The 21,267-nt window shown below is 62.1% G+C and carries 19 protein-coding genes; 7 read left to right on the top strand and 12 right to left on the bottom strand.

All coding sequences use genetic code 11. From position 1 onward, the window contains the following. Window positions 1-189: 189 nt before the first annotated feature. Complete coding sequence (locus tag M5C71_RS31800; protein ID WP_248769563.1) at window positions 190-471, bottom strand: DUF2790 domain-containing protein; 282 nt, start codon at window positions 469-471, stop codon at window positions 190-192. Between the two features lie 255 nt (window positions 472-726). Further along, window positions 727-1,074, bottom strand: a complete 348-nt coding sequence (locus M5C71_RS31795; protein WP_040069550.1) for a hypothetical protein — start codon at window positions 1,072-1,074, stop codon at window positions 727-729. Between the two features lie 458 nt (window positions 1,075-1,532). Here M5C71_RS31795 and M5C71_RS31790 point away from each other — a divergent pair, with 458 nt between their 5' ends. From M5C71_RS31790 to M5C71_RS31775, 4 genes are all read left to right on the top strand, one after another. After that, a complete protein-coding gene (locus M5C71_RS31790) occupies window positions 1,533-1,988 on the top strand; it encodes a hypothetical protein (protein WP_248747960.1) in 456 nt (151 codons plus the stop codon). A 335-nt stretch (window positions 1,989-2,323) separates the two neighbouring features. Continuing rightward, the gene (fae, locus tag M5C71_RS31785) at window positions 2,324-2,836 is read left to right on the top strand and encodes a formaldehyde-activating enzyme (protein WP_100943543.1); all 513 of its coding nucleotides are present in this window, start codon (window positions 2,324-2,326) and stop codon (window positions 2,834-2,836) included. 10 nt (window positions 2,837-2,846) lie between these two features. Continuing rightward, window positions 2,847-3,881: an aldo/keto reductase gene (locus tag M5C71_RS31780; protein ID WP_100943542.1), complete on the top strand. Its 1,035-nt coding sequence runs from the start codon at window positions 2,847-2,849 to the stop codon at window positions 3,879-3,881. After that, complete coding sequence (locus tag M5C71_RS31775) at window positions 3,878-5,311, top strand: NAD-dependent succinate-semialdehyde dehydrogenase (RefSeq protein WP_248769562.1); 1,434 nt, start codon at window positions 3,878-3,880, stop codon at window positions 5,309-5,311. The genes M5C71_RS31780 and M5C71_RS31775 overlap by 4 nt, the downstream gene beginning before the upstream one ends. Before the next feature lie 213 nt (window positions 5,312-5,524). On the opposite strand, the gene M5C71_RS31770 is transcribed toward M5C71_RS31775, so the two are convergent. The 8 genes from M5C71_RS31770 to M5C71_RS31735 all read right to left on the bottom strand — a co-directional run bounded on the left by M5C71_RS31770 (window position 5,525) and on the right by M5C71_RS31735 (window position 15,872). Further along, the gene (locus M5C71_RS31770) at window positions 5,525-6,400 is read right to left on the bottom strand and encodes a LysR substrate-binding domain-containing protein (RefSeq protein WP_248769561.1); all 876 of its coding nucleotides are present in this window, start codon (window positions 6,398-6,400) and stop codon (window positions 5,525-5,527) included. Between the two features lie 375 nt (window positions 6,401-6,775). Next, entirely contained in the window at window positions 6,776-7,957 is a 1,182-nt protein-coding gene (locus M5C71_RS31765; protein ID WP_152737536.1) for a hypothetical protein, read from the bottom strand. 139 nt (window positions 7,958-8,096) lie between these two features. After that, window positions 8,097-9,737, bottom strand: coding sequence for an ABC transporter ATP-binding protein (locus M5C71_RS31760; protein WP_248769560.1), 1,641 nt, complete (start codon window positions 9,735-9,737; stop codon window positions 8,097-8,099). A gap of 2 nt (window positions 9,738-9,739) precedes the next feature. Then, complete coding sequence (locus M5C71_RS31755) at window positions 9,740-10,576, bottom strand: ABC transporter permease (protein ID WP_103499366.1); 837 nt, start codon at window positions 10,574-10,576, stop codon at window positions 9,740-9,742. Continuing rightward, entirely contained in the window at window positions 10,573-11,526 is a 954-nt protein-coding gene (locus M5C71_RS31750) for an ABC transporter permease (RefSeq protein WP_152737539.1), read from the bottom strand. Before M5C71_RS31750 ends, M5C71_RS31755 begins: the two co-directional genes overlap by 4 nt. Before the next feature lie 74 nt (window positions 11,527-11,600). Further along, window positions 11,601-13,235: an ABC transporter substrate-binding protein gene (locus M5C71_RS31745; protein WP_248769559.1), complete on the bottom strand. Its 1,635-nt coding sequence runs from the start codon at window positions 13,233-13,235 to the stop codon at window positions 11,601-11,603. A 357-nt stretch (window positions 13,236-13,592) separates the two neighbouring features. After that, complete coding sequence (locus M5C71_RS31740) at window positions 13,593-14,819, bottom strand: Xaa-Pro peptidase family protein (protein WP_103499364.1); 1,227 nt, start codon at window positions 14,817-14,819, stop codon at window positions 13,593-13,595. Window positions 14,820-14,990: 171 nt separating this feature from the next. Further along, window positions 14,991-15,872: a hypothetical protein gene (locus M5C71_RS31735; protein ID WP_152737542.1), complete on the bottom strand. Its 882-nt coding sequence runs from the start codon at window positions 15,870-15,872 to the stop codon at window positions 14,991-14,993. Window positions 15,873-16,011: 139 nt separating this feature from the next. Between M5C71_RS31735 and M5C71_RS31730 the strand changes: the two genes are divergently transcribed. Then, on the top strand, window positions 16,012-16,923 hold the full coding sequence (locus M5C71_RS31730; RefSeq protein WP_248769558.1) for a LysR substrate-binding domain-containing protein: 912 nt from the start codon (window positions 16,012-16,014) through the stop codon (window positions 16,921-16,923). Here the strand turns inward: M5C71_RS31730 and M5C71_RS31725 are convergent. Both M5C71_RS31725 and M5C71_RS31720 read right to left on the bottom strand, forming a co-directional pair. Next, window positions 16,864-17,172: a hypothetical protein gene (locus M5C71_RS31725; RefSeq protein WP_248769557.1), complete on the bottom strand. Its 309-nt coding sequence runs from the start codon at window positions 17,170-17,172 to the stop codon at window positions 16,864-16,866. The two genes, M5C71_RS31730 and M5C71_RS31725, sit on opposite strands and share 60 nt — an antisense overlap. Next, window positions 17,163-18,098, bottom strand: a complete 936-nt coding sequence (locus M5C71_RS31720) for an MFS transporter (RefSeq protein ID WP_248769556.1) — start codon at window positions 18,096-18,098, stop codon at window positions 17,163-17,165. Before M5C71_RS31720 ends, M5C71_RS31725 begins: the two co-directional genes overlap by 10 nt. 496 nt (window positions 18,099-18,594) lie before the next feature. Between M5C71_RS31720 and M5C71_RS31715 the strand changes: the two genes are divergently transcribed. After that, window positions 18,595-19,542: a LysR substrate-binding domain-containing protein gene (locus M5C71_RS31715; RefSeq protein ID WP_177103353.1), complete on the top strand. Its 948-nt coding sequence runs from the start codon at window positions 18,595-18,597 to the stop codon at window positions 19,540-19,542. A 222-nt stretch (window positions 19,543-19,764) separates the two neighbouring features. Then, on the top strand, window positions 19,765-21,189 hold the full coding sequence (gene aldA / locus M5C71_RS31710; protein WP_248769555.1) for an aldehyde dehydrogenase: 1,425 nt from the start codon (window positions 19,765-19,767) through the stop codon (window positions 21,187-21,189). The last annotated feature ends 78 nt before the right edge of the window (window positions 21,190-21,267 follow it).

Genomic DNA, 21,267 nt, shown 5'->3' with positions numbered 1-21,267 from the left:
TATTTTCAGGCGAGGGGGGAGGTGGGCAGAGGGAAGGTTCGGGCTGGATGGGGGCATACGGGGGCATGGGATCTTGAGAGCGGTATCGAACCGTGTGGGAGCCGGCTTGCCGGCGATGAGGCCCGTAAGCCCTGCGTCGACTATCCGGCCGTCATCGCCAGCAAGCCGGTTCCCAAAAGGGGATGGTGATCAGCCGTGCTGGCAAGCGTTGCCCAGGCGGATAAAGTTCATTTCGTGGCGTACGCCCTGGCCATCAACGTAGATCACGTGCCCCTGCACCGGACCACAATCGGAGGCGGCGGCACTGTCGGCGCGCACGGCCTTGGCCATGTCGAGGTCTTCGGAATAGTCATAGGGTTCGGCGTTGGTGCTGGCGGTTGCCCCCTGGCTTTGAGGGGCGGCGGTCGCATCGCCTTGGGCGGTGGCAACCAGGCTGAACAGCGACAGCAGGACAAACAGAAGGTATTTCATGGCGGTCTCCGGAAAGACATCCCCCTCACCTGACGGTAGTGAGGCAGTGGTGGCCATTTTACAAACGGCACTGGCGCCAATAGAACGGATCCTCGGCAATAGCGGATATCAGCGGGATCGATACTGGGTAAAGCTGATGGGACCTGGAAAACACGGCGAATCCCTGTAGGAGCCGGCTTGCCAGCGATGAGGCCGGTCAGGCATCGTCTAATCGACCGCCATCGCCGGCAAGCCGGCTCCTACAATGACCGTGTGTTACTTGCCGCCCAGGGCGCCACCGGCCGCGCCGCCGAGGCCGGCACCGATGGCCGCTCCGGTCTTGCCGCCCAACTGGTTGCCCAGCAGCGAACCACCGGCTGCACCGAGGCCGCCGCCAATGGCTGCCTTGGTTTTCTTGCCTTTCTTGGCTGCTACGGCACCGCCGGCCGCGCCGCCCAGGCCCGCGCCGACTGCTGCGCCGGTGCTGCCGCCCATCTTCTGGCCCAATACGTTGCCCAGGGCGCCGCCCAGACCACCGCCGACCGCGGCCTGTGTGCCGCCCGCCGCCATGGCGCCTTGGGCAAACAGGGCGCTGAGGGCCAGGACGGTAAGTGCTTTACGCATGTTGCAAACCTCGAAAGAAAATGGAACGGCAATTGTCACCGCCTCCGGTTGGCGAAGCAAATACTGTTGTTGGTGATATCAAAGCATCCAACCGCTTCTTTCAGGAATAAAAAACCACTGTTTGTGCTCCATTATGGTTCATCTCAAACCATGAAAAAAATGTGGTTATTGAAGGGGTTATGTCAATAGGAAGCTGAAAAACATCTTGTTACAGATTGTCGCAGTGGGTTAATATTGCCCTGCGTTCACCTACCACGGTTTATGCATTTTTAAGCCCCAAGCGTCCATCAGCCGCTTGGGCTTTTTTTTGCCTGGAGTTTGTCTGTCGGTGTCGGCGGATATCAGTGAATTGTGGGGGCGTGAGTGCTCAGGGAGGGGGTTGGCCCGAATGGGCGCAGCTTGGTCGCGGCATGACCAAACCCGGCAGAATTTGATTTATCCATGACAAGGAGAGCAGGGTGCGGGTTATTGGCTGGTTGAAATTCATATTGATGGCTATCGGATTCATTGCGGTCTTGAAGTACGGTTTCATGGCCTTGATACCCTTTGGCGGCGACTCTGGCGATGATACGTCCATCCAGGTTTATCCTTCTCCTAACGGGCGGTACAGCGTTGCCCATGTCTGGCATACGGGAGGGGGGGCTCTGGCGCCATTTTGTTGGGACAGTCTCTTTGTTTTCGATAATTTGCTGGATGTTGCCGAGGTTGTTAAAAAACCTGACTACGAAGTTTACTCCTCCGAATGCGATACGTTTTCTGATCATGAGATATCGCCCAAAGTGCAATGGGCGTCCAATCATGATCTTCAGATCGATTTCGCGATTGTTACGACGCGCATGTACAGCCGCCAGGTGAGCCTGCGAGGCCTTGACGCGTCGGGAGCCATACAGATCAAGTTTTCTGCTTATCGCTGACAGTGGATCTGGCAGCGCCTTCTTGTCGGCCTGTGCCCGTGGCTGGGGATGACCCCGGCCATGGCGTGTGTTCGTCCATGATCGGGGCCATGACTAAACCTCATGCCCCCATGACTTTTAATGGTTACAGCCCCCTCCAGCCCCAGTGATAAAAAAGCGCAAACACCAGCTCACTCATAAAAACAAAGAGCGTTTGCACCATGACCCAGCCCCACTGCCGCGTCCTCGCCAGCTTTCTGCTGCGCTATGCGTTTCCCGACTTTGACCGTTCGTACCCCAGGGCGCGTGCGCGTTTCTGATCACCCTCAATTCCCTGCGTCCGCGAGATAAAACCCATGAAAGAACAAGACCTGTACATCGGCGAAGGCTTCGAAGGCCCCGGCGTGAACGCCGCCCATATCAATATTCTGATCGGTCCGCGCAACGGCCCTGCCGGCCAGGCCTTTGCCAACAGCCTGGCGTCGCCAAGCCAGGGTCATTGCCCATTTATGGTGATCGCCCAGCCGAATATCCCGGTCAAGCCGATGACCCTCTACGTCAACAAGGCCGCCATCGGCAGCGACTTCCACGGCAATGCCACCTGGGGCGCGTCCCAGGCCGGGATCGCCAAGGCCGTGCTCGAAGCCTTGCTCGACGGCACCCTGCCGGCCGAGGCCGAGGACGAGTGGGCCATCGTCACCGCCAACTGGGTCAACCCTTCCTGCGATGACCTCGATGCGGTCTACCTGAACAACTACAACGCCTGCCGCACCGCAATCCGCGCCGCCCTGACCGGCTTGCCGGTACGTGCCCAGCTCGCCGATGTGGTCAACCACATCGCCAACCCTTTCTACACCCCGAAAGCCTGAGGTCCGCGCCATGCAATACATTCGTTTGGGCAATTCCGGCCTGCAGGTTTCCAAGCTGTGCCTCGGTACCATGAACATGGGTACGCCGGATTGGAAACCGTGGATCTTCGATGAGAAGAAAAGCGAACCGATCGTCAAGCACGCGCTGGACAACGGGGTGAACTTCATCGACCTGGCGGACTTCTATTCCGCCGGCGTCGGCGAGGAAGTGGTGGGGCGCATTCTCAAGCGCCTGACCCGTCGCGAAGACATTGTAGTGACCACCAAGGTCGGCTACGGCACCCGCAGCGGGATCAACGCCAGCGGCCATTCGCGCAAGCACATCATGGACAGCATCGACGCGTCCCTGAAACGCCTGGATATGGACTACGTCGATGTCTTCATGCTGCATTACTTCGACGTGAACACGCCGGTCGAGGAAACCATGAGCGCCATGAACGACATCGTGCGTTCCGGCAAGGCTCGTTATATCGGCGTCTCGACCATGCTCACCGGGCAGTTGGCGAAGATCCTCATGGCCTGCGAGCGCAATGGCTGGGTCAAGCCGATCAATATGCAGCTGCAACTGAACTGCGCCTACCGCGAAGAAGAGCGCGAGATGCTGCCGTTCTGCCGTGATCAGGGCCTCGGGGTCTCGGTGTTCAGCCCGCTGGCGCGCGGCCTGCTGACCGGCGACGTGCAGTCGACCCGCAACCAGACGGACTTTTTCACTCAGCAGATGTACAGCGACGAAGCGTCTTTCGAAATCGCCCATTCGGTGCAGCGCGTTGCCCGCCGTCGTGGTGTATCCAATGCGCAGATCGCCCAGTCCTGGGTGGTCAATCACCCGGGCGTGGATTGCATGCTGGTGGGCGCCGACACCACCGAGCAGTTCGACAGTGCCCTGGCGGCCCTGGAGACCCGCCTGGACGCCGACGAGCTGTACGAGCTGGAACGCAACTACACCCCGTGCGATGTGATCAACGATTACACCGCCGGCAAACGTATCCTGCGCTCGGCCCGTCCGGCCGAGGCAGCTTTCACCTTGACCGAGGCCGTGGCATGAGCGAGTTGATCCGTACCGGTAACTACATCGATGGCCAATGGTCCAGCGGCGGGCCGACTTACCCGGTGCTGAACCCGGCCAATGGTGAGTTGATCGTTGATGTCCAACGCGCCGGCGCTGAAGAAACCGTCCTGGCCATTGCCGCCGCCGAGCGCGCCTTGCCGGCCTGGCGCAAGCTGACCGCCAAGGATCGCAGCGTGCGCCTCAAACGTTGGAGCGAACTGATGCTGAGCAACCAGCGTGAGCTCGCCACCTTGCTCAGCCGCGAGCAGGGCAAACCGTTGGCCGAAGCCATGGGCGAGGTGGTCTATGCCGCCAGTTTCCTCGAGTGGTTCGGTGAAGAGGCCAAGCGTGCCTATGGCGATGTAATCCCGAGCCACAAGGCCGATGCGCGGATCATCGTCACCAAGGAAGCCATCGGTGTGGTCGCGGCGATCACTCCGTGGAACTTCCCGCTGGCGATGGTCACCCGCAAGGTCGGCCCGGCCCTGGCCGCCGGTTGCACGATGATCCTCAAGCCTTCGGAAGAAACACCATTGTCGGCTTTTGCCCTGGCGGTACTGGCGGAGCAGGCGGGGATTCCGTCCGGTGTGTTCAATATTGTGTCCGGCGATGCGGTGGCTATCGGCGGCGCGCTGCAAGCGTCATCGGTGGTGCGCAAGCTGTCCTTCACCGGTTCGACCCGCACCGGCAAGCTGCTGATGCGCCAGGCTGCCGACACCTTGAAAAAGGTCTCGCTGGAGTTGGGTGGTAACGCTCCGTTTATCGTGTTCGATGACGCCGACCTGGACGCGGCCGTGAAGGGCGCGATGGCTTCGAAGTTCCGCAACACCGGGCAGACCTGTGTCTGCGTGAACCGCTTCTTCATCCAGGATGGCGTGTACGAGGCCTTTACCACCAAGCTGGCGGAGGCGGTCAAGGCGCTGCGGGTCGGCAATGCGCTGGACGGCGAAACCGAGCAGGGGCCGTTGATCAACAGCGCGGCTTTGAGCAAGGTCGAGCAACATGTCGGCGATGCATTGGAGAAGGGTGCCAAGCTGATGTGCGGCGGTCGTCGCCATTCCCTCGGCGGGACTTTTTTCGAACCGACCATCCTTACCGAAGTCGGCGACGGCATGCTGATCGCCCAGGAAGAGACCTTCGGTCCGGTGGCGGCGTGCTTTCGCTTCAAGGACGAGGCCGAGGTGTTGCGTCGGGCCAATGACACGCCATTCGGTCTCTCGGCGTATTTCTACAGCCGCGATATCGGCCGCGTCTGGCGCATGGCCGAAGGCCTGGAAGCCGGGATGGTGGGGATCAACGAAGGGATCATCTCCACCGAAGTGGCGCCCTTTGGCGGCATCAAGGAATCGGGCCTGGGACGTGAAGGTTCGCATTACGGTCTGGACGACTACCTGGAAATCAAATACCTGTTGATGGGCGGCCTCTAAGGCACCGTCGCCCCCTCACACCCTGTAGGAGCGAGCTTGCTCGCGATGGACGCAAGGGCGCCGCTGGGTATCAGGCGCCCCGAGTTATCGTTCACGACCATCGCGAGCAAGCTCGCTCCTACAGGGGGGCGTGGGAAGGGCGCGGTAGCGGGTTTCAGTTCTTCTTTTTTGTGTTGCCTCGGAAAACGGCCGGGGATTGCATCGGGCCTTGAGTCAGGGATTGCTCACCAGGCTCAACCACTCGGTAAACAGCCGCACTTTCGACAACCCCTGCTTGTCGTTCTCCACATCCAGCCAATAGCCATACGGCCCGACCACCTCCACCGGGGTGATGGGCAACAGGCTGCCGTTGGCCAGTTCCTTGACGATCATCTGCCGGTCGATCACCGCCAGCCCACCACCGGCCAATGCGGTGTTGATCACCTGGTCCAGGGTGCTGAATTCCAGCCCTTGCCGGGCATCCACGTCTTCACGGCCCATGGCCGCCAGCCAGTTCTCCCAGACCTTGAGGCGCTTGCCGTCGTGCAGGATATGCAGCAGGGGCGAGTGGCGCAGATCCGGCGCCTCGCCCTGTTCGAACAGCTCCGGGCTCGCCACGGCGATATGCCGCTCCATCACCAGCAATTGGCTGCTGCAATGCGGGTCCGCCTCGAGGCCGAAACGGATCTGGCAGTCGACCTCGGCCAGGCTGTCATGACTGGCCTGGTTGGTCACGCTGAGGCTGATATCCGGGTAGCGCTGGCAGAACGCTCGCAGATGCGCCGACAACCAGCGGGTGGCCCAGGTCGGTGGCGCGAGGATGCGCAGGCGCTGACGCAGGTTAGGCACCCGCACGGCTTGCAGGGCACGTTCGATATGGTCGAAGGCATCGCCCAACTGCGGTGACAATGCCGTTCCTGATTCGGTCAGTGACAAGCCCCGCGGCGTGCGCACGAACAGCGCGACGCCAAGGTAATCTTCAAGCTGCTTGATCTGTCGGCTGACCGCGCCCTGGGTCACGTTCAGAGACGCGGCGGCCTGGCTGAAGCTGCGATGCCGGGCGACTTCCTCGAACACGCGGAGCATGTTCAGCGAGGGCAGTTGACGCATGAAATGGATACTCCGGACCGGCTGGCGCACACCTGCGAAACACCGTGTTGAAGCACGGGATCGGCCAGCGTGGAGTCGGTTTATTGTTGTTCTTTGAAGTGTTTTCTATGTAGGACGTATCTGACTATCAGCGGCGGGCCGATGCAAGCGTTGCTTGGCGGGAGTGAGTTAAAAAAACGGTGGGGATGGAAAAAGGTGGGAGAGCCCAGGTGCTCCCCCACAAAGATGCGCAACGAAATGAGGAGGTAAAAGGTGGGTGCTCGAACACGATGCAATCTCGTGGACGAGCACCCACCTGTAGGAGCCGGCTTGCCGGCGATAACGCCCGTGAGTGCGCTGCAAGACTCACGTTCTTGTCACCCGCAAGCAGCACCCTCAGAAGTAATAACCGATGTTCACATACAGCTGGTTTTTCCAGAGATCGGTCCCGCCGGCCGCAAGACTCTGGGTATAGCTGCTGCCGCCGATGTAAGGATCGTTCTTGCCGATCAGCCATTCGGTGGCGACCCAGAATTTGCTCACCGAGAACGAGGTGCCGAGGATCAGGCGCTGGGAAGTCTTGAAGTCATCCGCCGATTTGTCGAAAGCACTGTAGTTGGCATACAGCTTGATCCCGCTGATCTGGTCAAGCAGGTACTTGCCGTCGACGTCGTAGCTCAGGTCGGCGACATAGAGGTTGCCGCGGCTGGCGACGTTGAAGGTGCCGTCATAGCCGCCGAAGGTCACCACCTCGTTGCTGCCGGGATTGCGTGGCGACATCTGCTGGCGCGCCGCCTGCAATTGCAGGCCCCACGGACCGTCCTTGCCCAGGTAATGGATGGCCACGGCATTGCGTCGACCGTCTTCGCGGGTGTCGCGGTTTTCCAGGGTCGAGGTCAGGCCCGAGATCCCCACCTCGGATTTCCAGTTACCCAGTTGCATGGCCTTGGCCAGGCGCACCACGGCGGTGTTGTGTTCCTGGTTGTTGCTGCCATCGGTCACATAGCTGTCGGCCCGGGAGACCACGGTGGAGTAGGTGTCGCCGTTGCTGGTGCCGCGCCCTTGCAGGGCCGGGCGCAGGTAGAAACCGGCTTGCAGGTTCCAGTCGCCGCTCTGCTGGATGTATTTGGCGCCGACTTCTTCCACGTCTTCCAGGCCGACCACGTTGCCCAGGGTTTCATAGAAGGTGCTGCCGAAGTAGGGTTGCAGGCCGAACGGAATCTGGTTCAGGCCGACCTGCACCTGCTGGTCCGGGTTGAATTTGTAGCCGACCCAGGCGGTCTCGGCGAACTGCACCGCGCCGATACGATCGGTGTACTGGTACGGATAGGAGCGCCCGTAGAAGCGGTACTTGGCGGCGGCGATCCAGGTGTCGGAGTTGTACTTGGCGGTGAGGAACGCGGTGTCGAAGTCGAACTTCTGGATATCGCGATCCGGGGCGTAGTCCCAGCGATAGCGGACAGCACCGCCGATATCCAGGTTGTCGGTGACCTGGATCGCCATTGCGGGCGTGGAAAGGGCGCCCAACAGCGCCAGCGGGGTTAATGAGCGCAAGGCCCGGGTGGTGTTCAAGTTCATGGTCGCTCCGTCTCTTCTCTAGGTTTATTGTTGGCAACAGCCATCCCGGCCACGGCAAAAGCGTGGTCTGGATGAAAGGGGTAGGGCCCGCTACGACGGAGGCTGCGAGCAACGTCCAGATGGTAGCGGGCCGGGAGGATCAGCCGCCGGCGGCACTCAGGCCCGGTGCCGGTCCCGCCTGGGTTGGCGGTCGCACCGACGCCCCGGGCGCGGCGGCCAGCAGGGTCTGGGTATAGCCATGTCGAGGGTGCAGCAGTACCTGCTCGGCGGTGCCGTACTCGACCACTTCGCCCTGGCGCATCACCGCGATGTGATCGCTGATCTGCGCCGCCACGCGCAGGTCGTGGGTGATGAAGAGGATGCTCAGGTTCAGTCGTTGCTGGAGCTCGGCCAGCAATTCCAGCACCTGTTTCTGCACCGAGACATCCAGGGCCGAGACGCTTTCATCGGCAATCAGGACCTGCGGGCGCATGGCCAGGGCGCGGGCAATGCCGATGCGCTGGCGCTGGCCGCCGGAGAACTGCCGGGGCTTGCGTTTCAGGGCGTCGCGCTTGAGGCCGACCTGTTCCAGCAGATCACCGGCTTCGATCCAGGCATCCTTGGCCGACAGGCCCCGCAGTTGCGCGGCGCGGGCGATGATGTCGCCGACCCGATGGCGCGGATTGAGCGAGCCGTAGGGGTCCTGGAAAATCATCTGGATCTGCCGCCGGCCCCGGGTCAGTGCCTCACCCTTGAGGGCGAGGAAGTCGCTGTCGCCGAGCCAGACATGCCCGCTGTCGCTGTCCACCAGGCGGATCGCCGCCTTGACCAGGGTGCTCTTGCCCGAGCCGGACTCGCCGACAATCGCCAGGGTCTTGCCCCTCGGCAGTTGCAGCGAGACATCCTTGAGCGCACAGACTTGACGCCCTTCGACGTGGTAGGTCTTGTTCAGGTGTTCGATCCGCAGGGCGATCTCACCGTCGGCGCAGGGCGCGTGCAGCTCCGGATTCAACGCCGGGACCGCGGCGATCAGCTTGCGTGTGTAGGCGTGGCGTGGCGCCTGCAAGACCTGATCGCGCTCGCCGATTTCCACCACCCGACCACCTTCCATCACCGCGATGCGGTCGGCGATTTCCGCCACCACGCCGAAGTCATGGGTGATGAACAGGATGCCGTGCTGGCCGCGCCCACGCAGTTCGCGGATCAGCTTGAGGACCTGGGCCTGGGTGGTGACATCCAGGGCGGTGGTCGGTTCGTCGGCGATCAGCAGGTCCGGGTTCATCGCCAGGGCCATGGCGATCACCACCCGCTGGCATTGGCCGCCGGAAAGCTGATGGGGAAAGCTGTTGGCGATCCGTGGCGGCTCCGGCAACTGGGTCGACTCCAGCAACGCGAGCATGCGTTCGCGCCGCTCGGCCGCATCCATCTGCGGGGCGTGGATCTCGAAGATTTCCTCCACTTGTCGACCGATGCGGATCGCCGGGTTGAGGGCCGCCATGGGCTCCTGGAAGATCATCGCGATGCGGTTGCCACGCAGGCCGCGCAACTGCGCTTCGGGCATGCTGCAGATGTCCTCGCCGAGGAAATCGATACGCCCTTCGCTGTGACGCAGGCCCTTGGCGTAGTCGCCCATAATGGCCCCGGAGAGCACCGATTTGCCCGAGCCGGACTCGCCGATCACACAGAGGATTTCGCCCTTGCGCACATCCAGGTCGATCTTCTGTACCGCATGGCTGCGGTCCGCGCCCGGCGGCAGTTCGATGGACAACCCCTCGACGCGCAATACTTGTTGGCTGCTCATACTCAACTCCTTGTGCCTTTCTGGGCGTGTTCGTCCAGGCCGTCCGCCAGCAGGCTGAGGCCAAGCATCAGGGTGGAAATGGCAATGCACGGGAAGATCACCAGGTGGGGAAACGCGATGGCCATGCTGCGGCCTTCGTTGATCATGCCGCCCCAGTCCGGGGTCGGCGGTGGCAGGCCGAGGCCGAGGAAGCCGAGGGCACCGATCATGATCGCGGTGTAGCCGATGCGCAGGCAGAAATCGACGATCAGCGGGCCACCGCAGTTGGGCAGGATTTCCACGGTCATGATCCGCAGGGCGCCTTCGCCCTGGGTGATGGCGCTGAGCACATAGTCCCGCGAACGCAGGTCCATGGTCAGGGCGCGCATGATCCGGAAGATCGCCGGGGCGCTGGTGAAGGTCACCGCGATCAGGATGTTCAACGCCGAGGCGCCGAGGGCGATGATGATCACGATGTACAGCACCAGCACCGGGAACGACAGCACGGTATCGGCGATATAGGACAATACCGAGTCGACCCAGCCATTGAAGTAGCCGGCGCACAGGCCCATGGCAATGCCGAAGGCAAACGCGGTGAGGGTCGCCAGGGTCGACCAGAGCAGCACCGTGCGGGTGCCCCAGATCAGTCGCGAGAGAATATCGCGGCCCAGCACATCGGTGCCCAGCAGGAAGGTCTGGCCGCTGCCGTCGTCGCTGAACGGCGTCAGCAGCGGGGTGAAGCTTTCCAGCGGGTCATGGGGGGCGAGCCAGGGGGCGAAGACCCCGAGGATCACCCAACCGCCCACCAGGCACAGGCCCAGGGCCGCCAACGGGTTCTTGAATGCATGCAGAAGATTCATCGGGCGCTCCCGCCAAGGCTGCGCAAGGTGATGCGCGGATTGAGCCAGGTATAGGCCAGGTCGGAGAAGATCTTGGTCGCGCCCACCACCAGCGCACTGATCATGGCGCAGGCCTCGATCAGGTAGACGTCATGGTTCAGCGAGGCGGTGTAGAGCAACGAGCCGAAGCCCTTGTAGGCGAAGAACACCTCGACCACGATGACGTTGGACAGCAGCCACGGGATGTACAGCATGATCACCGTGATCGGTGCGATCAGCACATTGCGCAGCGCATGGCGCAGCACGATGCGTGAGGTCGAGGCACCCTTGAGGCGGGCGGTACGGATATACGGCGCCTGCATCACTTCGACCATCGAAGCCCGGGTGATCCGCGCCAGGTAGCCGACGCCGAACAGGCACAGCACCATCAGCGGCATCGCCAGTTGCAGCGCACTGAAACCGTCGCTCATGCTGCTGACGCCCGGCAGCCAGTTGAGCCAGAAGACGAAGATTGCCGAGACGAACACCGCGCTGGCGAAATCCGGGATAGAGGTGGTGACGATGGACAGGAATGACACCAGGCGGTCCAGCAGCGACCCCTGGCGAATCCCGGCCAGTACGCCGAGGGTCAGGGCCACGGGGACCATGATCAACAGCGCCAGACCCGCCAGCATCAGGGTCTGTCCCAGGTTGGGCAGCAGCAGGTCCATCACCGGTTCGCGAAAGTGCACCGAGGTGCCCCAGTGACCGCTGACGAAGTCCTTCAGCCAGATCAGGTAACGCCACAGGAAGGGTTGGTCGTAGCCGTGCTCGGTGAGCCAGGCGGCGCGTTGGTCGGCGGCGGAGTAGGGACCCAGGACGTTGATCGCGACGTCCTCGATATTCAGCTCCAGGGCGAAAAAAACGATCAGTGACACCGACAATAACGTCGCTGCCAGGGCCAGTAGCTTGCGCCACAGAAAATCAGCCATGTTTGCATGCTCCGGCTATACAGTTGCCGGCTCGCCGCACCGGGGTGGGCGAGCTCATTGTTTCAAAGGTCGGATCAGGCGCTGAGCCAGGTTTCGTTCATCGGGTAGAAGTCCGATGGGTGGACCTGGAAGCCCTGGACCTTCTGCGACGTGGCGGTGAACTTGTCGGCCCAGAACGGTTGGATGATGACGCAGGCGTCCTGGAGGATCTGCTCCACGCTTTGCATCGCCAGGGAGCGCTGTTTCGGATCGACGATGCCCATGGCCTTGTCCAGGGCGGCGTCGAAGGCCGGGTCCTTGTAGTGGCTTTCGTTCCAGGCACCGCCGCCGCGATAGGCCAGTTCCAGGGACATCACCCCGAGCGGGCGATGGGCCCAGTAGGTGAGGCTGAAGGCGGCCTTGTCCCAGATCGGCCAGTACTGGGTGGCGGGAATCACCTTGAGGTTGATGCGGATACCGGCTTCCAGGCAGTTCTGCTGGAGGATCTGCGCGGTGTCCTGTTCGTAGCGACCCTGGGTGTTGCCGACGATCAGGTCGATGTCGATGCCCTTGGGGTGTCCGGCTTCGGCCAGCAGCGCCTTGGCCTGGGCCACGTCGCGAGCGCGCTTGGGCAGCGGGAAGTATTCCGGGTGCGATGGCGCCACATGGTGGTCCTCGCCCAGGGTGCCCATGCCGCGATAGGCGATCTTGAGCATCTGCGCGTTGTCGGCGCAGAGCGCCACGGCCTTGCGGATGCGCAGGTCGTCGAACGGCTTCTGGTCCACGGCCATGCGCATCACCACGGTCTGCGCCGATTTGCAGGTCAGCAGCTTGGCGTTGGGCAGGCGCTTGGCCAGGTCCAGTTCGGCCACGGTGACGCGATACAGGACGTCGACCTGCCCGGCTTGCAGGGCGGCCAGTTGGGTGGACACATCGGTGCCCATGTCGACATACCGTAGCTCGTCCAGGTAGGCCGGCTTGCCCCAGTAATCGGCGCGCTTGGCGAAGGTGGCTTCCTTGTTCACGGCGAACGAGGTGAGCTTGAAAGGACCGGTGCCGAGCGGGGTTTTCGACCAGTCATCACCGGCTTTGAAGCTGCGATGGACGATGGCGCAGGTGAAGGCGTTGAGCATTTCCGGAATCGCCAGGATCGGCCGCTTGAGCACCAGCTTGAACTGGTAAGGCCCGAGTTTTTCGAAGGAGGCAATGTCCTGGAACGCGGTGCGGTTGACCGACTTGGACTCGGCGCCGGTCCAGCGTTGGAAGTTGTGCTCGACGTCGTCGGTGTTGAAAACGTCGCCGTTGCTCCACTTGACATCCTGGCGCAGGTTGAAGACCCACTCCTTGAGGTCGTCCGAGGGCTTCCAGCTTTCGGCGAGGTACGGGTGGGTGATGTTCTGGGCATCGACCCAGGTCAGGTATTCCAGGCTGTTGCGCATCAGGTTCGAGGCTTCGATCCAGGTGATGAGCATCGGGTCCTGGATTTCCTGGATGGCGCAGGCAAAGCGCAGGCTGCCGCCATTGCGTGGGGTGCCGGTTTCAGCCGCCTGGACCGAATCGCTGAACAGCGCCGGGCCGAGGAAACTCCCGGCGCTGGCGGCGGTGATACCGAGCAGGGTGGCGGTGTGGAGGAATTGTCGGCGGCTGATCTGGCCGCGCTTGGCTTGGGTGCACAGGTCATCCACGGCTGGATGCGGCGCGGAGCCGTCCAGGGTAGTCAGGTCTTTCATGAGCCTCTCCGATACTGGGGCGTAAATGCGTCTTTTGGGTGCCACTGCGAACAGAGGGTTGGCAGCTAGCGCTGGCGATCCAGGGCGGACCCGTGATCGGTCAGGAAAAACGTCAACGGCAGATCAAAGCGCGGAGCATTCAGGAGGCGGGACGTGGGATAGGACATGGTGCGGCTCTCGTGTTGTTTTTATTTGAGATGCTCGCAGTTTTGTCATCTGGCTCCGGATGAACAAACGATAAATTCAGCGTAGGAAAATTCCTAAAACGCACATTACTGATTGTCCTCCCGCGCCAGACACGCTCCTGATGGCCCTACCTCGCGGGCTGAGTGCCGGCGCGGGGTAGGGCGGCAAGACTTAAACGGGCAGCAGGCGCGGGTCGAACGGATAGTCCGAGAGCAGCTCGATACCATTTTCGTGGATGTAGATCTGCTCTTCGAGCTTGACCCCTTCGCCGCCTTCGTCGTGGCCGATGTAGCTTTCCACGCAGATGGTCATGCCCGCCTCGAACACCCCGTCATAGCCCAGTGCATCAATGTCCTCGCGGTGCACCACGTAGGGGTATTCACCGGTCATGCCAACCCCGTGGGCCAGGGCGAAATAACGGTTGGCCTTGTAGTGGTCGGGGATCTTCCAGGCCAGCTCCGCATACTCCTTGAAGCTGCGCCCGGCCTTGAGCATTTCCATATTGGTCTGCACCTGTTCATAGGCCAGCTTGTACAGCTCCTGCTGCTTGCGGGTGGCGGCCTGTTCGCCGCAGAGAAAGGTCCGCGAGAAGTCCGCGTAGTAGCCGAAACGACCGACCACATCGGTGTCCAGCGCCACCAGGTCGCCGGCTTCTATGGGCCGGGTGCTGCACTCCTGGAACCAGGGGTTGGTGCGCGGTCCGGAGGACAGCAGGCGGGTTTCCACATAGTCGCCGTCGGTGGCGATCACGTGCTGGTGCAGGTGCGACCAGAGTTCGTTTTCGCTGATGCCGGGCTTGAGCTTGCTTTCCATCAGCTTCACGCCGGCCTCGGTGGCGCGCAGGCTGGCGCGGATCATCTTCAGCTCGTTCGGCACCTTGATGCAGCGCGCGCGTTCCAGTGGTTCCTGGGCATCGAAGACCTGGTAGCCGAGCTTCTGCAATTCGAAGGCCGCCGCCGAGGTGGCGCTCTCGATGGCGATGCGTTTTCCGCCACCGCACTTGCGTACCAGGTCGTCGATTTCGGCGGCCCAGTCGGCGGTGACATTGCTCAGGAAGCTATCGCAGAAGTAATAGGAGATCGCCTTGGCCGGGCGAACTTCGTCGACGGTGTTCAGGGATTCGGCCAGATGCAGGCAGCCGCCGAATTCGAAGACCACCACCGGGCCTTCGGCGGGGATAAAGGCATAACGCGCCGGGTTTCGGGCCGAGTACACCTGCATATTGCGCGAGCCGGTGGCGTAGCGCATATGGGTCGGGTCGAACAGTACGCAGGCGGCGTAGTCGCGCTTTTTCAGTTCGTTGCGCACCCGTTGCAGGCGGTCCAGCTGGATCTGCTGGATCTCGGCGTGGGTGGGTTCGCAGTCGGCGGGGTTGCGGTTGGGGCCGGAAAGACTCATGGGGTGTTCCTCGCTAATACCGGTCGGTGATGGAAATACGTTCTTATAAAGTCCGAGCTCCCGTTGTAGGAGCGAGCTTGCTCGCGATGGCCGCAAGGGCGCCGCTGGCTATCAGGCGCACCGCGTTATCGTTCACCACCATCGCGAGCAAGCTCGCTCCTACAGGAGAGGTCAGTCGAGCAGTTGGTCGCTGCGCACCCGGCTGCGCTCGGCTTGCAGATGGGCTTCGGAGAGGCGCCCGTAGAGCTGCTTGGTGCGCTCGGCGCGGCCAATGATTCCGGGCTTTTCCGAGTAGGCGAAGATCGCGGTATTGCGCTCGACCGCGCCTTCGACACGGGTCACCCGATGCACCGAAAAACGCCCCTTGAAGATCTGAAGGTCGCCGGGATTGAGCTCCAGGTATTTCACCCGGCTGCGATCCTCACCCCGCACCACCTGGCCCACCGCGCCGAGGTTTTCCGCCGTGCGCGAGCGGATCATCGGCGCGTATTCGAACAGGCCGCCGGCCTCGGGCTTCTGGGTCATCATGCTGACGATGAATTCGTTGGTGTCGAAGTGCCAAGGCTGCTGGGTGCCCTCTGGCATCACGTTGATTACCAGGCCGGCAAAGGGGTCGGCATATTCGAAAATCTCAGGTTCCCCCAGGCAGGCACTGATGAAACGTTTCATCATCGGCGAGACGTAGAGTCGGTGAATGATCGCGTCCGGGGCGATCATGTCGCGGGTCACAAAGCCGCTGGTGCGCTCCATGAAGGTGCGGCGCGGGTCTTCGGCCGGCAGGGAGGGATCGTCTTCGGTGAAGTAGGCATTGACCTTGCGCACCGAATAAAACGTCTTGTCCGAAAGCGCCTGGCCTTCGAGACGGGCCTGTTCCAGCACTTCGGGGCGCAGGAAGTTCTTCAGCAGGCAGCAACCGTCGACGGCCAGTTCGGCACGGGCGTGATCGATCAGCGCCTGTAATTGAACATGGCCCGAATCATGAATGGGATAACGTTCGGTGTTGACGATATCGCTGATATCACCCACTTCGGCATCGGCAAGTTGAAGGCTCATTTCGGGCTCCTGAAGTTAACGATCATTAGTCGCCAGTGCAAGGTTCGAAGTTGTCTCGGCGTTGAATCGATAGTTGCTTAAAAACAGGAATAATAGAAATGATGAGTTACGATCGAATCCATCGGCAGGAGCGATAGTTATGTCAGGTCATCTGGACGGAACATTGCTCAAGGTGTTTGTGGCGATTATTGAATGCCAGGGTTTTTCGGCGGCCGCCGAGCGCCTGCATAAAACCCAGTCGACCGTCAGCCAGAGTCTGCAACGGCTGGAGGAGGTGGTTGGCACGCCGCTGATCCATCGCACCAGCCGCAGCATCAGCCTGACCCCCAGCGGCGAGACCTTTCTGATCTATGCGCGGCGCATCCTCAAGCTGCATAACGAGGCGATCAACGCTGCCCATCTGCCCAATGACCTCGCCTGCATCCATGTCGGGATGCCCGAGGACTATGCGCAATACTGCCTGGCCGAAGTCCTGCGGGATTTTCGCGAACACTTTCCCAAGGTCCGCCCGGACGTCTGCTGTGAAGCCTCGGTGGCCCTGGTCGGGCGCCTGCAGCGTGGCGAGCTGGACCTGGTGCTCGGCGTGCAGCATGCCAACCTGCAGCAGGGCGAGTTTCTCTGCGACGAGCCGTTGGTCTGGGTGACCGCCGACGAGCGTGCCTGGGCGGATGACCAGTCGGTGCCGCTGGCGGTCTATGCCGAGGGTTGTGCCTTTCGCGCCAATGCCATCGACGCCCTTGCCGAGGCCGGTCGGGCCTGGCACGTGGTTTACACCAGCCAGAGCCCGCGGGGGATCGGCGTGGCCATCGAGGGCGGCGACACGGTGGGGGTGACTGCCCGCCGGCTGGTGCCGGAGGGCTGGCGGATTCTCGATGAGCGAGACGGTTTCCCGGCTATCGAGCCGGCTCGCCTGATGCTCTGGCGTTCGTCGGCCTGCCAGGAACCGGGGCTCGAGGCGATGGTGGAGATGCTCGGGCGCCAGCTACTGCGTTCAGACCGGCTCCTGGAGCAGCGGTCGACGGCGCTGATGGCGGGCCATGACCTGCAATAACAGCAGGCTGGCGAGCACCCAGCCGGCGATCCAGGCATGGATGATGGCGAACGATCCGCCGGCTTGCAGCAACAGACCGTTGACCCAGTTCGCGCTGGCGCTGCCCAGGCCGTAGCCGACCATGCTCAGGCTCACCACTTGCAGGCTTTGCACGGGTGTCAGGCGAGCGCTGAGGTAGGCGGCCATCAGGCCCCAGACCGGAAAGTAGAACAGCGCGAACAACCCGGCGGCCAGCCAGGTCAGCAGCAATCCGGGGTGCAGCAGCAGGCGAGCATGGCCAGGCCGAAGGCGCCGATGCTGATGGCCATCACCCGCAGCGCCCCCCAGCGGTCAGCCAGTGACCCCAGTGACATTCCACCCAGCGCGCCACAGGCGCCGATCAAGGTCCAGAGCGAGCCGGTGACCTGCAGGCCGGCGCCCAGGCGTTCGGTGACGAAGGCCGAGAGGAAGTTGAGGAACGGCCCGCTGATACTGCCGATAAAGCCGCTGAGCAGCAGGATATGCACGGCGATGGGCTGTTCCAGGCACAGGCGCAGCCAGCGCCGGAGTACCTGGCCCAGGGAGGCGGCCGTCGTCGGGCGAGTGTCCGGCTGGCGGCCGAGGGGCGCCAGGGCCCAGAGGGTCAGCAGGGTGACGATCAATGTGAGCCCGGCGCAGATCAGCCAGAAAGCGCTGAGGGAAATACCCTGGAGCAGGGCGATCAGGATGCCGTTCAGGCAGATGGCAAAGGCCGCCCCGGAAGACGCCAGGCCCAGCACCCGGCTGCGGTGGGACGCGGGAATCACTTCGCCGGCCAGGGCGGCAATCGCGTTCCAGTTGGACACCGCACAGGCCGAGACCAGCGCCAGGCACAAGGCAAAGGGCAGGACCCAGGGCGTGGCGACCGCCAGCGCCAGCAGCACCGGACTGAGCAGCATGGTCAGGCGCACCATGTTCAGGGGGCTGATCCAGGTGGCGGCGATCCCGCTGGCAATCGAAGCCCCCATATAGAAGAGTTGCAGCAAAGCGGCAATGGAGGCGGCCTGGCTATAACTCAGGGAGAAGTGCTGGCGGATCTCGGGTAACAGGGCGGAATAAAGAAAAATACTGAAGCCATGGGTGCTGGCATTGCAGCAGGTGAATATAAAAGCGAGCAGGCCGATAGTTCTGGTTGGGGTGTTTTTGTTGATTGCCATTGTGCGGCCCGAGAAGATAAGTTGTTGGGGGAGGTGCAACACAATGGGGCGAGAGTGGGGGTGGCGCCCAATGTAAGTGCGTGGAAACTTTCCGTTTAAAGTTATAGGGCAGGGTAGCGTTTATAAGTTGAAAAGAACCAGTGCTGAATACTCATGAGGGCTGTGCGAAATACTCGTGCTATTTATCTCGGGGCGACGGTTTTCTTGCAAAAGCGACCTTTGATCGCAACCTCCTTTATCGTTGATCTGGAACACGACACACATCCTGTAGGAGCAGGGCTTGCCCGCGAAGCTTTTAGCGATCTTGAGGACCTCTTCGCGGGCAAGCCCTGCTCCTACAGGTTCCGTTGTGTTCTCAAGATCTGAGTCGGCCTCACATTTTGAGGCGGCGGACAGGATTCTGATTTTTTGTAGGACGATAGACAAAAAGGAATGTTACCCACCCCCGGCCCCATGCGATGCTTGTGGCCGTCCGCCCCTTGGTGAGTGTCTTTTCTTGAAACGCAAAATGCCCGCGCTCAATGCGCTCAAAGCTTTCGAAGTGGCTGGCAGCACCGGCAGCTTTACCCGCGCCGCCGAGCTGCTGAACGTGACCCAGAGCGCCGTCAGCCGCCAGGTCCGTCAGCTTGAGGAGCAACTGGGCGAAAGCCTGCTGGAGCGCCGTCATCATCATCTCGAATTGACCAGTGCCGGGCGGGTGTTACTGCGCGCGCTGCATCAATCCTTCGACAAGATCGAGATGACCGTGCGTGGCATCCAGGAGAAGAACCACGCCAACCGCCTGCGCATCAATGCGCCGCCGACCTTTACCAGCCGCTGGCTGTTGCCGCGCCTGGGGCGCCTGCGCCAGCAGCATCCGGGGCTGGAACTGAGCATCACTACACGCCTGCAGGACAGCCTGGCCGAGACCAGTACCCTGGACTGCGCGATCCGTTTCGGCGATGGCGAATGGGATGGCCTGGACAGCTCGTTGCTGATGCATGAGCGGCATATCGCTGTCTGCTCGCCAAGCCTCTATGCCCGCGAGTTGAGCGGGCAGGAAGAGATCGACCTGAACCGCCTGACCCTGCTGCATGTACTGGCCAAGGAAGATCAGCGCTACCTGACCTGGAAACACTGGCTGGACGCGGCGCGGATCAGTGGCGTCGATACCTTGAGCGGTTATGAGTTCGACCTGCTGGACCTGGCGATTCGCGCGGCCATCGACGGCTTGGGCATCACCATCGCCGACTGGCATATGGTGGCCGGCGAACTGGCCTGCGGACAGTTGACCCAGGTGCTCAACGTGCATGTCGACGGTCACCAGTCCTACTGGCTGGTGACCCGCCAGGAACAGACGCAGATCCCCCAGTTGCAGATTTTCAGCCAGTGGTTGCAGGAAGAACTGGAGCTGGCACGGCGGCATCTCGAGCCTTCTACCCCGGTGATCATGCCCGTTATCTGAAGGGGGTATACGGACCTTGTAGGAGCCGGCTTGCTGGCGATGCAGACACCGCGGTGTATCAGTTTCACCGCGTTATCGTTCATCGCCAGCAAGCCGGCTCCTACAGTCTGGCGGTAACCTGCATTTTTTGAATGTTTACCGCCTGAATTAATCGTTTGTTCATCCCGCGTCGGATGACAAGACTGCTGGCTTCTCAGATAAGAAAAGTACGAGAACCAGTACATGTCCACCCAGCGCAACTTTGTTAACGGTCAGTTCGTCGAGCCCGCCGGTACTGCCCGGATCGCGGTCTACAACCCTGCCACCGAAGCCTTGATCGACCACGTACCGGCTGCTACCTCCGTCGAGGCGGTCGAAGCCGTCGAGGCCGCCGCCGCCGCCCAGAAGCTCTGGGGCAAGCTCACCAGCATCGAACGCGCCGAGCATCTGCGCAGCTTTGCCGGCGCCCTTGAAGCCTGCGCCGAAGACATCGGCCAGGCCCTGGCGGCGGAGTCCGGCAAGAGCGTCGCCGACGCCAGCAACGAAGCCCGTTATGCCGCGCAGATCACCCGCTACCACGCCGAATGGGCGCGGCGCATCGAAGGCGAGATCATTCCCAGCGATACCCCGGACGAAAACCTGTTCCTGCAGCGCGAGCCCATCGGCGTCGTCGCCTGCCTGATTCCGTTCAACTACCCGGTCTACACCCTGCTGCGCAAGATCGCCCCCGCGCTGATCGCCGGCAATACCGTGGTAGTGCGCCCGAGCAACAACACGCCGATCTCGGCCTTTGAAATCGCCCGGGCCGTGCAGCAATCCAGCCTGCCTGCCGGGGTGGTGAATATCCTCACCATGGACCATGACACCGCCGCCAGTGTCTGCACCCACAAGGCCGTCGGCCTGATCACCCTGACCGGCAGCGTCAACGCCGGGCGCATCGTGCTCGACTACTGCAAGGCCAATATCGCCAAGCCGTCCCTGGAGCTGGGCGGCAAGACCCCGGCGATCATCGAGGCCGATGCCGACCTGGAACAGGCCGCCAGCGCCATCGTCGCCTCCAAGACCACCCATTGCGGCCAGTTGTGCACGGCGGTGGAGCGGGTCTATGTCCACGAAAGCGTGCACGACCGTTTCCTCGCGCTGCTGAAAGAGAAAATCAGCGCGGTGCAGTTTGGTGACCGCGCCGTGGATGCCAGCCTGATGGGCCCGCTGGTCAATGCCAGCTCACGGCGCAATATCCACGCCATGGTCGAGCGGGCCGTGGCCGACGGCGCGGTGTTGGAAACCGGTGGTGGGATCCCCGAAGGCCCGGGGCATTTCTATCCGCCGACCCTGCTCAGCGGTTGCCGCCAGGATATGGAAATCGTCCAGGAAGAAATCTTCGGCCCGGTCCTGCCGGTGCTCAAGTACCGTGATATCGACGAGGCGCTGGCCATGGCCAATGATCACCAGTTCGGCCTGTCGTCGGTGCTCTATACCGAGAACTACCGCACGGCGATGAAAGTGGCCAATGCCATCGAGTCCGGCGAGCTCTACGTCAACCGCACCCCGGCTGACCCTTACCAAGGGTTCCACGCCGGTTGGAAACGTTCCGGCCTGGGCGGCGATGACGGCAAGCACGGCATGCTCGAATTCACCCAGACCCGACTGGTGGTCATGAAGTACTGAGACAGGCTTTACGCGACACGCTATTCCAATAACAACAATCGATAGAGAAGGGCGACCGTGCACTGCCGGATCGCCCGA

Source organism: Pseudomonas sp. MWU12-2345, from assembly GCF_023242385.1.
In the GTDB taxonomy this organism is placed as follows: Bacteria; Pseudomonadota; Gammaproteobacteria; order Pseudomonadales; family Pseudomonadaceae; genus Aquipseudomonas; species Aquipseudomonas gingeri_D.
Note: the sequence above shows the minus strand (reverse complement) of the source record. Positions and strands in the feature narration are given on the sequence as shown.